Genomic DNA, 13,446 nt, shown 5'->3' with positions numbered 1-13,446 from the left:
GTTCCGTCGAGTCTTCCTGAACCACGCCATGACGCAAAGCGTACGACTCAGCAACGCACGAACCACGTCGGGAGTACATGCGCCACGCGACGACGTATCGCACCATGAACCCTCCCGATCAGCCCGACGACGAGGGTGATGGCGCGGTCAGGACTTGAACAGCGAGGTGACGGAGCCCTCTTCGAAGACGGCTGCCGTGGCCTGCGCGAGCAGCGGCGCGATCGACAGCACCGTGAGCTTGTCGAAGCGCTGGTCGTCGGCGATCGGCAGCGTGTTGGTCACGATGACCTCGCACGCCGTCGAGTTCTTGAGCCGGTCGACCGCTGGACCCGAGAACACCGCGTGGGTCGCGACGATCACGACGTCCTCGGCGCCGTCGGCCATCAGCGCCTCGGCGGCCTGCACGATCGTGCCGCCGGTGTCGATGAGGTCGTCGACCAGGATGCAGACCCGGCCCTCGACATCACCGACGACGCGGTTGGCCTTGGACTCGTTGGGCTTGCGGGGATCGCGGGTCTTGTGGATGAACGCGAGCGGGGCGCCGGAGAGCGCGGCGGCCCACGACTCGGCGACCTTGATGCGGCCGGCGTCGGGTGACACGACGGCGAGCGGCTTCTTGCCGTACTTCTTCTTCACGTGACGCGTGAGGATCGGCATCGCGAGCAGGTGGTCGACGGGGCCGTCGAAGAAGCCCTGGATCTGCGCCGTGTGCAGGTCGACCGTCATGAGCCGGTCGGCGCCGGCGGTGAGGAACAGGTCGGCCATCAAGCGCGCCGAGATGGGCTCGCGGCCGAGGTGCTTCTTGTCCTGCCGGGCGTAGCCGTAGAACGGCAGGATCACCGTGATGCGCTTGGCCGACGCCCGCTTGAGCGCGTCGATCATGATGAGCTGCTCCATGATCGCGTCGTTGATGGGCGCCGCGTGGCTCTGGATCACGAACGCGTCGCAGCCACGCACGGACTCGTCGAAGCGTACGTAGATCTCGCCGTTGGCGAAGTCGTAGGCGGTCGTCGGGACCAGGTCGACCTCGAGGAGGTCGGCCACCTCCTGTGCCAGCGTGGGGTGCGAGCGGCCGGAGAACACGAGCATGTTCCGCGTCGGGGTGCGTTTGGACAGGCTACTCACCGGAGGTCTCCTCTGCCGGTTCGGATGACACGGCCTGCGCGGCCTGGTCGGATGCGGTGCCCGGACGTCTGTCGGCCACCCACCCCTCAATGTTCCTCTGCTGTCCTGCGCTGACGGCCAGCGCCCCCGGTGGTACGTCCTCACGGATCGTCGAGCCGGCTCCGGTGAACGCGCCGTCGCCCACGCTGACGGGTGCGACGAAGGTGTTGTTGGAGCTCGTCTTGGCGTGCCGGCCGATCGTCGAGCGGTGCTTGTTCACGCCGTCGTAGTTGGCGAAGATCGTGCCGGCGCCGATGTTGGCGCCCTCTCCGATGTCGGCGTCGCCGACGTACGACAGGTGCGGCACCTTGGCGCCCTCGCCGATCACGGAGTTCTTGACCTCGACGAACGTGCCGATCTTGCCCTTCGCGCCGAGCTCGGCGCCCGGGCGCAGGTAGGCGTACGGACCGACGGTCGCCTCGGGGCCCACCACGGAGTCGGAGCCGTGCGTACGGACGACGGTGGCGTCGGCACCGACCTCGACGTTGCGGAGCGTCGTGTCGGGACCGATCGTGGCCCCTCGCGCGACGACCGTCGCACCGAGCAGCTGGGTGCCGGGGAGGATCGTCACGTCCGGCTCGATCGTGACGGCGGAGTCGATCCAGGTCGTCGCCGGATCGACGATCGTGACGCCCTCGGACATCCAGTGCGTCGTGATGCGGCGGTTGAGCTCGGCCCCGAGGCGGGCCAGCTGGGCGCGGTCGTTGACGCCCTCGGTCTGCCAGATGTCCTCGAGGACGTGGGCGCCGACGGGACGGCCCTCGGCGACGGCCTTGCCGACGATGTCGGTGAGGTAGAGCTCACCCTGGGCGTTGTCCGCCTCGAGGCCGGCCACGGCCGCGGTGAGGAACTCACCGTCGACCACCAGGATGCCGCTGTTGATCTCACGGACGGCGCGCTCGTCGTCGGAGGCGTCCTTGTGCTCGCGGATCGCCGTCACGGCGCCGTCCTCGGCGCGCAGGATGCGGCCGTAACCGGTGGGGTCGTCGACCTCTGCGGTCAGGATCGTCACGGTGTGCCCAGCGGCCCGGTGCGCGACCAGCAGCTCGGACAGCGTCTGGGCCGACAGCAGGGGCACGTCGGCGTACGTCACGATGACGGTGCCCGCGGGCGGGGCGTCGAGCGCCTGAAGGGCGACGTGCACGGCGTGACCGGTGCCGTTCTGCTGCTCCTGCACGGCCTGGACGATCGCGGGGTCGTGAGCGGCCACGGCCTCGGAGACCTGCTCGCGGTCATGGCCCACGACGGCGACCGTCGTGCGGACGCCGGCGCCCGACACGGCGACCAGCGCGTGCTCGAGCATGCTTCGGCCGCCGATCTGGTGCAGGACCTTGGCGCGCGAGGACTTCATCCGCGTGCCCGCCCCTGCTGCCAGCACGATGGCCGTGACGTGATCGTGATCGGTGCTCGTGCTCACCAGACTCCTTCGTCGACGGACCAGCAGATCGTTGCTGGCTCCCCGGGTAGGAGTCGAACCTACGTCGCTTGTCCGCATTCAAAGTGCGGCGGGCCCTGCCGGCAGACCAACCGGGGATGGTCCCGGCGAACCGGGAAGTGTTGTCAGCAGCAGACCCAAGGCTACCGGAGTCGGTCCTGGCGCCGGGCCACGGCGAACGTACGGCTGAACGGCAGCACCGTGCCCCAGGCTCGCGCCGGATAGGCCTCGCGAAGCGCGGCCTTGTAGGCCGTCACGAACTCGTCCCGCAGCCCGTCCGGCAGTGCCTGCAGGATCGGCCGCGCACCGGTGCCGGAGATCCAGTCGAAGACCGGGTCCTCGCCCGGGAGGACGTGCAGGTAGGTCGTCTCCCACGCGTCGACCGCCCAGCCGAGGTCCGCGAACAGGTCGAGGTAGACCTCGCCACGGGTGCCGCGGACGGCGTGCAGGCCTTCGGTTTGCGCGGCGTACGGGGGACGGGACGCGATCTCGTGCAGCAGACGGTGGCTCGGGGCGTCGTGGTTGACCGGGACCTGGAGGGCGAACGTCCCGCCCGGGGCGACGGAGCCGGCGAGACGCCGGACCACGTCGAGCTGGTCGGGGACCCACTGGAACAACGCGTTGGAGACGATCAGGTCGACCGGCTCGGTCGCCGTCCAGGTCGCGACGTCGGCCAGCTCGTACGTCGTCCGCTCGTCCGCGGTGTCGGCGACCGCGCGATCGACCATGTCCGGCGAGGAGTCCACCCCGTGGATCGCCGCGTCCGGCCAGCGGCGGCGGAGCACGGCCGTGAGGTGACCCGGACCGCAGCCGAGGTCGACGATCGTGGCCGGCTCACCGTCGATGCGGCCGATCAGGTCGACGAACGGCCGGGAGCGGTCGTCGGCGAACTGCAGGTAGCGCGCCGGGTCCCAGGTCGTCATCGCGCGCTGCGCTCGAGCTGCCCGGCCAGGGACATCAGCCGCGCGTCGTCACCCCGGCGGGCGACGAGCTGGACAGCCAGCGGCAGTCCGTCGTCGGTCGCCCCGGCCGGCATCGAGACGGCCGGCACGCCGGCATGGTTCCACTGGGCCGTGTAGGGATAGAACGCATTCATCGAGAGCACTGTCGACAGGCCGCCCTTGCCACGCCAGTGCTCGACCTCGACCGCCGGACCGGACATGACCGGGGTCAGCAGCACGTCGACGCCGACGTCGTCGTGCACCCGGTCACCCCATGCGGTGCCCTGTCGCTTGGCCCACGCAACCGCTCGCGAGCCGAAGGGCCGGCCGAGCCGGGCGATCCCCGTCGTACGCCGCTCCAGCCGCCCCGGGTCGTCGGTGCCGTCGGCGCCGTCACGGATGCCGGCCAGGTAGCGCACCGTCAGCGCCTTGGCCGCCAGCGGATAGGGGATCTTCACCTCGGTGACGGTGTGGCCGGCGGCCCGCAGGACGTCAGCCGTGCGCTCCATCGCCGCGCGCACGCGGGGATCGAGCGGCTGGGCCCTGGTTGCGGCCGACGCACTGGTCGACATGCCGATCCGCAGCGGCGCGGGGTCCGTCCCCGCCGCTTCCACGAGCGGGGCGCTGAACCTCCCGAACGTGTCGAGGAACAGCGCGCTGTCCAAGACCTTGGGTGCCACACAACCCTGCGTCGACAGCTCGTGCCACCCGCCCGAGCTCGGCATCGTGCCGTGGGTGGGCTTGAACCCGACGAGGCCGCAGCAGGCGGCCGGGATGCGGATCGACCCTGCGCCGTCCGAGGCCGTGGCGATGCCGACGGCACCGGCGGCCACCAGCGCGGCCGAACCGCCGGAGGAGCCTCCCGGGGTGTGGGCCAGGTCTTGCGGGTTGCGGGTGATGCCGTGGGCCTCGGACTCGGTGAAGCCGAAGATCGCCAGCTCCGGCAGCGCGGACTTGGCGACGACGACCATCCCGGCGGCCCGCAGCGCCGCGACGAGGTCGGCGTCCTGCGTGGCGGGAACGAGATTCGCCCGGCTGCCGTAGCCGGTGACCTCGCCGACGATGTCGAGGTCGTCCTTGACCGCGACCGGGATGCCGAGCAGGGCGCCGGCCTCACCGGCGGCACGGCGACGATCTGCGTCGTCGGCGGCCGCCAGTGCCTGGTCGGCGTAGACCGCCACCGCAGCGTTGATCGCGGGATTTTCCCGCTCGATCGCCTCGAGCGCGGCTTCGGTGAGCTGTCGGGAGGTGAGCGTCCCGGCCTCGAGCAGCTCAGCCTGTCGGGCGGGTCCAGCGGCGAGGGCGTCCGAAGCATCCATGCGGATGAATCTATGCCCCACCGTCTACTGGCAGGCCTTCGCCAGACGCTGGATCGTGGCCTCGTCGACGAGCTGCGAAGCCTTCAGGTCCTCGGCGCCCGCCTTGTCGGCGATGCAGGTGGCCAAGGCTTCCGGCACACCCTGCGAGGTCATGCCGGTGATGAACGACTTGCGAAAGGCCGGATCGCTCAGGTCGACGTCCTGCTTCTCGAGCCCCTTGGCGAGGTCGCCCACCTCGTCCTTGGAGGCGCCCGAGGCGCACTTCGAGCCGGCCTCGGCCGCCACGGTCTGCTGCTCGGAGGCGTCGAGCTCCGCGAACTTCTCGAGGCTGCCCGCGTCCTTCTCGATCTCCTTGATGGCGCAGTTCGTCAGCGACTTCGAGAGCCCCAGATCCTGCAGCTCCTTGCGCACCTCACTTCTGGCGTCACCGCCGGAGCCGGAATCGCCTCCTCCGCAGGCCGCAAGTGTGAGAGCAAGGACGAGCCCGGAAAGGACGGCGGTGACGGTCTTCATGCGAGGAACCTAACAGCCGCGCCGAGTGCATCAGAAATCGTCTCGACGTCAAGAATCTTGACGCCTACGATGGGCCTGTGGCAGAGGACGACGTCGATCGGCTGATCGCAGCTTGGCAGCGGGAGCGTCCGGACATGGACGTCTCCCCGATGCACGTGCTCAGCCGGGTCACCCGCCTCGCCCTGCACCTCGACCGCGCCCGCAAGCAGGCGTTCGCCGACCACGATCTCGAGCCGTCGGAGTTTGACGTGCTGTCGGCCCTCCGGAGGGCCGGCGAGCCCTACCAGCTGTCCCCCGGCCAGCTGGTCCAGGAGACGCTCGTGACGAGCGGCACCATGACCAACCGCGTCGATCGTCTCGTGCGCAAGGGCCTCGTCGAGCGACTCCCGGACCCGGCCGACCGTCGCGGCGTGCAGGTCCGGCTCACCGCGTCGGGCCGCAACGCGGTCGACGGCGCGCTCGACGCCCTGCTCCGGCACGAGCAGGAGCTCCTGGCCGAGCTCTCGGCCGACGACACCGCCGCCCTGACCGGCGCCCTGCGCACCCTCTCGCTACCGTTCGACCGTTGAACCGCCGGCGAGCCCGCTGCGGTGGGCGTAGGCCGTGAGCTCGGACCGCCTCGTGACGTCCAGCTTGGCCAACAGGTTGGAGACGTGGTGGCCCACCGTCCGGTGGCTGATGAACAGCCGCGTGCCGATCTCGCGGTCCGTCAGGCCCTCAGCGACCAGAAGCAGGATCTCCCGCTCCCGTGGCGTCAGGCGGAACGGATTGTCGGTGGCGCTCTCCTGCGCGCCGCCGGTCGTCAGCTTGATGCGCGAGCGACGGGCGAGGTCCTCGACGGCAGTGACGAGTCCGCGGGCGCCAATGCGGCTGCCCTCCTGCCAGGCGGCGCGCAGCTCGGCGGTGGCCGCGGCCCGGTCCTGCGTCACGCTCAGGTGCGCCTCCGCGGAGCGCCACCTGGCGTACGCGGCTCGGTACGGCTTCGGCACCTGCTCCCAGCCCGCGGCGAGCGCGCTCCAGGCCGCCGCGTCGGATCGCCCCCGCCCCCGCGCCATCTCGCACCGGGCTGCCTCGTGGTGCAGCGTCGCCACCGGCACTTCGCCCGGCCAGCGCGCCAGGGCCTGCTCCGTGGCCGCCAGCCATCTGGCCATCTCCTCGTGGGCCTCGACATCGGAGGGGTCGCGCACGGCCTGGGCTGCTGCCGCAGCCACCGCCGCCGCGGAGACCGGGACGCAGAACATCGGGTCCTCGTCGTCCAGCAGCCGGCCGGTTCCCTCCTCGGCCATCGCCAAGGCGCCGGCCAGGTCTCCCTGCCAGGTGAGCACCTCGACGAGAGCGGCGTACAGCGGCCCGACGAGCTGGCCGTCGACCAGGCGGAGTCCGCCGGTGCGTGACGCCAGGAGCCGCGCCAAGGCCTGATCGACCTCGCCGACGCGGAGCAGCGTCTGGCCCCAGGTCATGTCGACGACGACCCGGTCGATGCCGGCCGGGCCGAGATCCTCCGCCTCCGCCAGCAGGTCGAGAGCGTGCTGGTTCTCCCCGAGCAGCAGGAGGGACTGCGCCGCATCGCACCGGCACCAGACCCCCTTGCGCCGTTGCAGGCCGAGCGTCTCGACGACCGCGACGCCCTCCAGGGCGACGTCAGCGGCCTCACGCAGGTGGCCGGAGTCGAGGTAGACCGAGTGCAGGTTGACGATGGCCCGCGCAACGTCGTCGACGTCCTCCATCTCCTCATCGGCGATTCGCCGCGCGACGAGGAGCTCGGCGACCCCTTCGTCGAGCTCGCCGAGGCGGGCGAGAGCCACCCCGAGATTGTTGCGGGCGTGGCCCTCGATCGACCGGGCACCCACCTGCTGCGCCATCGCGATCGCCTCACGCGCCAACGGGATCGCCTCGGCGTACCGGCTCGACAGCATGAGGATCTGCGAGTAGCCGCTGACGACCGCGGCCCGCCAGCTCGTCGGCGGCTCCGCGGGCGTGAGCTCCATCGCGGTCGTGTACGCCTCGATCGACGCCTCGCCCTCCGCCGACATCCACAGGTAGCGGCCCAGCCGTTCGTGCAGGTAGCCGTGGTGCAGCCGCTCAGCGGGATCGACCGCCTCGATCGCCGCGCGGATCAGCTCCGCGGCACGCGCCGGGTGCGCGGCGAGGTGGGCCACCTCGGCGGCCCGCCACAGCAGCCGGTAGAGCGGCTCGTCGAGCAGCGCGATGCCGTCCGGCACCGACTCCAGCAGCCCGATCGCCCGGTCGTAGTGGAACAGCGCCTCGCTGAACGCCAGCGCCTCGGTCGCCTCGCGCGCTGCAGCGACGGCCGCCACCAAGGCCCGGTCGAGCTCCCCGGCGGCGAACCAGTGGCTCGCGATGCGCCCGGCGACGAACCGGGTGCTGCCGCCGACCGAGGGATCTGCCACCAGGGCAGCTGCGATCCGCCCGTGCATCCGCCGGGACTCCCCCGGCAGGATGCTGCCGGCGATCGCTTCCTGCAGCAGCGCGTGACGGAACTGGTACGTCCCGCCGTCAGCGTCATCGGTGACCAGCACGTGGTTCTCGACCGCGGGTCGCAGGGCCCGGTCGAGTCCTTCGCCGGACACGTCGCTGATCGCCTCCAGCAGTCGGTGCGGGACCCGCCTCCCGACGATGCAGGCGGACCGCAGGAGCTGCCGGGTCGCCGGCGCCAAGGCCTCGAGTCGCGCCAGCAGCAGGTCGCGGACCGTCCCCGGCACCTCGCCGCCCGTGCCGAGGGCCAACAGCTCCTCGGCGAAGAACGGATTGCCCTCGGCCCGGCCGTACACCCCGTCCAGCAGGTCCTTGACCGGAGGCACCCCGAGGATGTCGCTGATCTGACGAGCCTGCTGCTCGCGGGTGAGGGGCTGCAGCACGACCCGGTGGTCGGCCCCCCGCCCGGTCTCGGCGACGAATCGGCTGATCCCCGGGTCTTGGGGCGACTCGTCCGTCCGCAGCGTCAGCACCACCAGCACGTCCCCCCGCAGCTGCTGGGTCAGCAGGGCGAGCATCTCGCGCGTCGACCGGTCCGCCCAGTGCAGGTCCTCGATGACGAGCACCAGTGGCCGCCGGCTGCTCAACCCGCCGAAGACGCCGCGAAGCGCCTGGAACAGCCGGCTCGAGCTGGCCCGGGTCGCGGTCGGCACGTCGTCGACCGACAACGCCGGCACGAGCCGGGCGAGCTCGCTGCCGGACGGACCGGCCAGGGCGAGGACGGCGGCCGGACCGTCGCGACCCACGAGGTCGGCCAGGATCTCGACGAGCGGCGCGTACGGCAGAACCTGCTCACCCTGGGCGATGCAGCGGCCCACGAGGACGTCCGCGCCCCGGTCGCGCGCGCGGGTCGCCAGCTCGTGGACCGTGCGGGTCTTGCCGATGCCGGCCTCTCCCTCGACGAACACCGCCTGCACACGGTGCGACTGGAGGACGGACTCGAGCATCGACTCCAGTCGCGCAAGGGCGTCCTCCCGACCGATCAGCAGCCGGCTGGTCGCCCTGCTGTCGAGCGCGTCGTCGATCGACGTCATACGAGGAGTATGGACCGGCCGGCTGCGATTCCGGGACCGATTGGGCGTCTCAGCCGTGCGCGTGGCCCGGGACCACGCCTTCCTGGACCGGGATCAGGTGGTCGGCGAGCAGCCCGTGCGCCTCACGGTGCACCCGTTCGGCCGCCGCGGCGTCGGGCGCCTCGACGAGGCAGAACACCTTGCCAGAGCCCTCGTCGAACCAGTACTGCTGGTAGTCGACCCCGTACTGGCCCTGGACCTCGAGGTCCTTGGCGTGCGCTCCGGCGACGGCGTCGGCCGTGAGCCCTTCGATCTTCTCGTGTACGTCCATGAACAGTGCCATGAGATTTCTCCTTCGGTGAGTGGATCTTCATCGTGTGGCGCCCCGGCGCGGGCGCGTTAGGCAGAACTCCCTAGATCCGGTGTGCAGCTCCTACGTACGTCCGGGGGCGCGCTCGTGGTCAGGCGGTCACGCGCGGCGGCCTAGACTTCTTCGGTGGCACATCTCCTCGGCGTCGAGTCCATCGCGCTTGACTTCCCGACCAAGACCGTCTTCGACTCGGTCACCATCGGCATCGACGAGGGCGACCGGATCGGCATCGTCGGCCGCAACGGCGACGGCAAGTCGACGCTCCTGCGCATCCTCGCCGGCCGCATGCAGCCCGACTCCGGTCGCGTGACGACCCGTGGCGGGGTCCGCATCGGGATGCTCGACCAGACCGACACGCTCGACCAGACCCAGACCGTGGGTCACGCGATCGTCGGCGACAGGCCCGACTACGAGTGGGCCGGCGATGCCAGGATCCGCGACGTCATCGCGGGCCTCGTCTCCGACATCCCGTGGGACGCCACGGTCGGCAACCTGAGCGGTGGCCAGCGTCGTCGGGTGGCCCTCGCGGCCCTGCTCGTCGGCGATGACGACGTGCTGTTCCTCGACGAGCCGACCAACCACCTCGACGTCGAGGGCATCACCTGGCTGGCCGGGCACCTCAGGACCCGATGGTCCGCGAACGCCGGCGGGCTGCTGGTCGTCACGCACGACCGCTGGTTCCTCGACGAGGTCTGCAACGCGACGTGGGAGGTGCACGACGGCATCGTCGAGCCCTTCGAGGGCGGCTACGCGGCCTACATCCTGCAACGCGTCGAGCGCGACCGGCACGCCTCGGCGACCGAGTCCAAGCGGCAGAACCTCATGCGCAAGGAGCTGGCCTGGCTGCGGCGCGGCGCTCCCGCGCGTACGTCCAAGCCCAAGTTCCGCATCGACGCGGCCAACGAGCTGATCGCCAACGAGCCGCCCCCGCGCGACCCCATCGTGCTCAAGCAGATGGCGACCTCGCGGCTCGGCAAGGACGTCGTCGACATCCTCGACGTCAGCGTCTCCTACGACCACGAGGTGCTCAAGCACGTGGAGTGGCGGGTCGGGCCCGGTGAGCGTACGGGCATCCTCGGCGCCAACGGAGCCGGCAAGTCGACGCTCCTGGGGCTCGTGACCGGCGCCGTCAAGCCGACCTCCGGCCGGGTCAAGCACGGCAAGACGGTCAAGGTCGTGACGCTGACGCAGGAGCTCGACGAGCTCAAGGACGTCGGCGCCGACCGGGTCAGCGACGTCGTGGGCCGGCAGCGCACGGCGTACGTCTCGGGCGGCAAGGAGATGACCCCGTCGCAGCTCCTCGAACGGCTCGGGTTCTCCAACGAGCAGATGGCGACGCCCGTGCGCGACCTCTCGGGCGGGCAGAAGCGGCGGCTCCAGCTGCTGCTGATCCTGCTCGACGAGCCCAACGTGCTGGTGCTCGACGAGCCCACCAACGACCTCGACACGGACATGCTGGCGGCCATGGAGGACCTCCTCGACTCGTGGCCCGGCACCCTGCTCGTCGTCTCGCACGACCGCTACCTGCTGGAGCGCATCACGGACCAGCAGTACGCGATCATCGACGGTCACTTCCGGCACCTGCCCGGCGGTGTCGACCAGTACCTGCGCCTCCGCAAGGAGCAGGACTCCCCCGCCGCGTCCAACCCGTCGACAGCCGGCCACACGCCGGCGGCACCCGCGATGTCGAGCGCTGAGCTCCGCAACACCAAGAAGGAGATCGGCTCGATCGACCGCAAGATGGAGAAGCTGACCGCACGGATCGACGCGCTGCACGTCGAGATGGCGCAGCACGACCCCACCGACGCGTCGGGCCTGGCGGGCCTCGTGAAGGCCGTCAGCGAGCTCGAGCGGCAGGTCGAGGAGCACGAGCACCGCTGGCTCGAGCTCACCGAGCTCATCGAGGGCTGACCCCAAATTTTGTGACGAACCTCGTCACCGCGAGAGGAATCGTGCCGAGCTTTGTCCCAAAACTTGGGGGTCAGGACGTGATGCGCGCTCCGGCGACGGGGCCGCGGGACTGCACGACGTCGGCGCACCCGGCGGCGCTGCTGAGGGCGAAGGCGATGTCGAGGCTGTGCTGCTCGTCGGCGGCCAGGAACAGCGCGGTCGGGCCCGACCCCGACAGGATCGCACCGAGCGCCCCCGCCTCGATGCCGATCTCGAGGGTGTCCTGCAGCTCCGGACGCAGCGACAGAGCCGCCTCGGTCAGGTCGTTGGAGAGCGCGTCGCCCAGCGCCTCGGCGTCACCGGCGCGCAGAGCGGCCAGGAGCGCGTCGGGCACCTCTGGGTCCCCGACCTGCTGGCCGTCGTTGAGCCGGTCGAACTCGGCGTAGACCGCCTTGGTCGAGAGTCCTTCGTGCGCCATCGCGAAGACCCAGTGGTACGACCCGCGGGCCAGCACCGGGCTGATCGTCTCGCCCCGCCCACCGCCGATCGCGTTCCCGCCGTGCAGCAGGAACGGCACGTCGCTGCCGAGCTGGGCGGCGATGGGCTCGAGCTCGGCCCGGGACAGGCCCGTGGCCCAGGCGTCGTTGCACGCGACGAGTGCGGCGGCCGCGTCGGCGGATCCGCCGGCCATGCCGCCGGCCACCGGGATGACCTTGCGGATCGCGAGGTCGGCCCCGGCCGACGTCCCGGTGACCTCCTGCAGCAGTCGAGCCGCCCGTACGGCGAGGTTGTCGTCGTCCTCCGGCACCTGCGCGAGCTCGACGCGCGCGTCGAGCTCGCTGTGGACCGCGACCGTGATCCGGTCGTCGTCGCGAGCCGTGGCCTTCACCTCGTCGTGCAAGTCCACGGCTTGGTAGACCGTGGCCAACGGGTGGTAGCCGTCCTCCCTCACCGGGCCGACGCCGAGGCACAGGTTGATCTTGGCGGGAACACGAACGGTGGCGGCACTCACCCGATCAACCTAGTGGTCGAGCGGTGCGCAGCCGCCAGCCCGCCCTCGCGACAACCGCGAGGCGTGCCGTCGCAGCCACCCCTCAGAAGGTGTTGTCCTCGACCACGTCGAGGTTGTGGAACGTCGGAGGACCGTCGACCAGCTCGGACATCTTCTGCGAGAACTCATCGGTCTCGGGCCGGTTCGAGTTCTCCATCGCCGACTCGTACGAGTCGAAGAAGACGAGCACCATGAACCGGCTGGGATCGTCGCGGTCCTGGGTCTCGATCGAGCGGCGCACCGTCGACTCGCCATCCGAGCGTTCCCTGTACTCGTGGGTGAGCGCCCTCATCTCGTCGAGACGGCTGGATCGTCCTTCGATGATCTGGATGAATGTCATGATCTGCTCCTTTGCAGACGTGCCTTATGCGCACGGTAGGCCGCAGCCCGCGTCCAGACCATGGCTCGATCAGGCCACCCGCTGGGACCGTCAGCGCTCCTCGATCTCGCCCAGCGAGCGGTAGTGCTCGTCGATGCTGGTCGCCCGCTCCTCGCCCCGTGCCCCGGTGAGGTCCAGTACTCGGTCGGCCAGCAGGGCTGCGACACTCATCGCCACGGCGTAGCTGTCGAAGGCGAGGTCGGTCGCCAGCGGGCACTCCAGCCAGACAGCGGCGTGGCCCGCGAGCGCGCGGGCCGACGGATCGGCGACCAGGACGGTGGGGGTGCCCGAAACCCGGAGGATCTCGAGGAGCCCGCCGATCGTGTCCGGGCGGCGACGGAAGGCGACCACCACGGCAGCGTCGCCCTGGTCCAGCCCGATGAGCTCGTCGGACAACGACTGTCCCGGCTGCGGCGCGAGCGTGACGCCGGTGCGGGCCTGGCTCAGCGACTGCCTCAGGTGCAGCGCGACGGGATAGCTCGACCGCAGACCCACGACCGCGACGCGGCGCGCCCCGGTGATGAGCTTCGCGGCGGCGTCGAGGCGACCGTCCTCGAGCCCGGTCACGGCCTTCTGCAGGTTGGCGGCCTCCTGCTCGACGTGGCCGGCGAGGCTCGACGAGCCGTCCAAGGCGACCGGGACTCCGCGGCTGCGGAGCGTACGCAGGTGGTGGCGCACCTCGGTGAAGTCGTCGAAGCCCAGGCGGCGGAACAACCTGCTCATCGTGGCCTTGGAGACCCCGGCCAGGTCGGCGAGCTCGGCCGCCCGGTAGATCGCGAGGTCGTCGAGGTGGGCCAGCAGGACATCGGCCGCCCGGCGCTCCTGGGGCGACAGATCGGCGTACTGCGCGGCGATGCGCTCGTCGATCCTCATGG

The 13,446-nt window shown here is 70.9% G+C and carries 12 protein-coding genes and 1 tRNA gene; 2 read left to right on the top strand and 11 right to left on the bottom strand.

The features are described 5' to 3' along the window. Positions 1–147: 147 nt before the first annotated feature. The 6 genes from AB0N22_RS00200 to AB0N22_RS00175 form a co-directional block, all read right to left on the bottom strand. Complete coding sequence (locus AB0N22_RS00200; RefSeq protein ID WP_364634388.1) at positions 148–1,125, bottom strand: ribose-phosphate diphosphokinase; 978 nt, start codon at positions 1,123–1,125, stop codon at positions 148–150. After that, positions 1,118–2,581, bottom strand: a complete 1,464-nt coding sequence (gene glmU / locus AB0N22_RS00195; RefSeq protein ID WP_364634385.1) for a bifunctional UDP-N-acetylglucosamine diphosphorylase/glucosamine-1-phosphate N-acetyltransferase GlmU — start codon at positions 2,579–2,581, stop codon at positions 1,118–1,120. Before glmU ends, AB0N22_RS00200 begins: the two co-directional genes overlap by 8 nt. 35 nt (positions 2,582–2,616) lie before the next feature. Then, positions 2,617–2,698, bottom strand: a tRNA-Gln gene (locus AB0N22_RS00190). A gap of 44 nt (positions 2,699–2,742) precedes the next feature. After that, on the bottom strand, positions 2,743–3,522 hold the full coding sequence (locus tag AB0N22_RS00185; protein WP_364634382.1) for a methyltransferase domain-containing protein: 780 nt from the start codon (positions 3,520–3,522) through the stop codon (positions 2,743–2,745). Then, positions 3,519–4,859, bottom strand: a complete 1,341-nt coding sequence (locus AB0N22_RS00180) for an amidase family protein (protein WP_364634380.1) — start codon at positions 4,857–4,859, stop codon at positions 3,519–3,521. The genes AB0N22_RS00185 and AB0N22_RS00180 overlap by 4 nt, the downstream gene beginning before the upstream one ends. Positions 4,860–4,883: 24 nt before the next feature. Continuing rightward, a complete protein-coding gene (locus tag AB0N22_RS00175; protein WP_364634377.1) occupies positions 4,884–5,372 on the bottom strand; it encodes a hypothetical protein in 489 nt (162 codons plus the stop codon). A gap of 134 nt (positions 5,373–5,506) precedes the next feature. Between AB0N22_RS00175 and AB0N22_RS00170 the strand changes: the two genes are divergently transcribed. Then, positions 5,507–5,941, top strand: coding sequence for a MarR family transcriptional regulator (locus AB0N22_RS00170; protein ID WP_364639136.1), 435 nt, complete (start codon positions 5,507–5,509; stop codon positions 5,939–5,941). Here AB0N22_RS00170 and AB0N22_RS00165 read toward each other — a convergent pair. Next, positions 5,924–8,902, bottom strand: coding sequence for an AAA family ATPase (locus AB0N22_RS00165; RefSeq protein ID WP_364634374.1), 2,979 nt, complete (start codon positions 8,900–8,902; stop codon positions 5,924–5,926). The genes AB0N22_RS00170 and AB0N22_RS00165 overlap by 18 nt on opposite strands. A gap of 49 nt (positions 8,903–8,951) precedes the next feature. After that, positions 8,952–9,224 (bottom strand): DUF4242 domain-containing protein, encoded by a 273-nt coding sequence (locus AB0N22_RS00160; RefSeq protein WP_364634371.1) that lies wholly within the window; start codon positions 9,222–9,224, stop codon positions 8,952–8,954. 153 nt (positions 9,225–9,377) lie between these two features. On the opposite strand from AB0N22_RS00160, the gene AB0N22_RS00155 reads away from it, so the two are divergent. Beyond that, positions 9,378–11,162, top strand: coding sequence for an ABC-F family ATP-binding cassette domain-containing protein (locus tag AB0N22_RS00155; protein ID WP_364634369.1), 1,785 nt, complete (start codon positions 9,378–9,380; stop codon positions 11,160–11,162). 70 nt (positions 11,163–11,232) lie between these two features. Here the strand turns inward: AB0N22_RS00155 and AB0N22_RS00150 are convergent, their stop codons facing one another. The 3 genes from AB0N22_RS00150 to AB0N22_RS00140 all read right to left on the bottom strand — a co-directional run bounded on the left by AB0N22_RS00150 (position 11,233) and on the right by AB0N22_RS00140 (position 13,444). Beyond that, positions 11,233–12,153, bottom strand: coding sequence for a 4-(cytidine 5'-diphospho)-2-C-methyl-D-erythritol kinase (locus AB0N22_RS00150; RefSeq protein ID WP_364634366.1), 921 nt, complete (start codon positions 12,151–12,153; stop codon positions 11,233–11,235). 82 nt (positions 12,154–12,235) lie between these two features. Next, the gene (locus tag AB0N22_RS00145; protein ID WP_364634363.1) at positions 12,236–12,532 is read right to left on the bottom strand and encodes a hypothetical protein; all 297 of its coding nucleotides are present in this window, start codon (positions 12,530–12,532) and stop codon (positions 12,236–12,238) included. Between the two features lie 90 nt (positions 12,533–12,622). Beyond that, positions 12,623–13,444, bottom strand: coding sequence for a MurR/RpiR family transcriptional regulator (locus AB0N22_RS00140; protein ID WP_364634360.1), 822 nt, complete (start codon positions 13,442–13,444; stop codon positions 12,623–12,625). Between the last annotated feature and the right edge of the window lie 2 nt (positions 13,445–13,446).

Source organism: Aeromicrobium sp. NPDC092404 (assembly GCF_040684095.1).
Classification (GTDB): Bacteria; Actinomycetota; Actinomycetes; order Propionibacteriales; family Nocardioidaceae; genus Aeromicrobium.
Note: the sequence above shows the minus strand (reverse complement) of the source record. Positions and strands in the feature narration are given on the sequence as shown.

Bases quoted from the DNA above. Each gene is read 5' to 3' on its own strand.
- AB0N22_RS00165 (WP_364634374.1), bottom strand. From the start codon at position 8,902: ATGACGTCGATCGACGACGCGCTCGACAGCAGGGCGACCAGCCGGCTG.
- AB0N22_RS00140 (WP_364634360.1), bottom strand. From the start codon at position 13,444: ATGAGGATCGACGAGCGCATCGCCGCGCAGTACGCCGATCTGTCGCCC.
- AB0N22_RS00160 (WP_364634371.1), bottom strand. From the start codon at position 9,224: ATGGCACTGTTCATGGACGTACACGAGAAGATCGAAGGGCTCACGGCC.
- AB0N22_RS00185 (WP_364634382.1), bottom strand. From the start codon at position 3,522: ATGACGACCTGGGACCCGGCGCGCTACCTGCAGTTCGCCGACGACCGC.
- AB0N22_RS00180 (WP_364634380.1), bottom strand. From the start codon at position 4,859: ATGGATGCTTCGGACGCCCTCGCCGCTGGACCCGCCCGACAGGCTGAG.
- AB0N22_RS00170 (WP_364639136.1), top strand. From the start codon at position 5,507: ATGGACGTCTCCCCGATGCACGTGCTCAGCCGGGTCACCCGCCTCGCC.
- AB0N22_RS00175 (WP_364634377.1), bottom strand. From the start codon at position 5,372: ATGAAGACCGTCACCGCCGTCCTTTCCGGGCTCGTCCTTGCTCTCACA.
- AB0N22_RS00145 (WP_364634363.1), bottom strand. From the start codon at position 12,532: ATGACATTCATCCAGATCATCGAAGGACGATCCAGCCGTCTCGACGAG.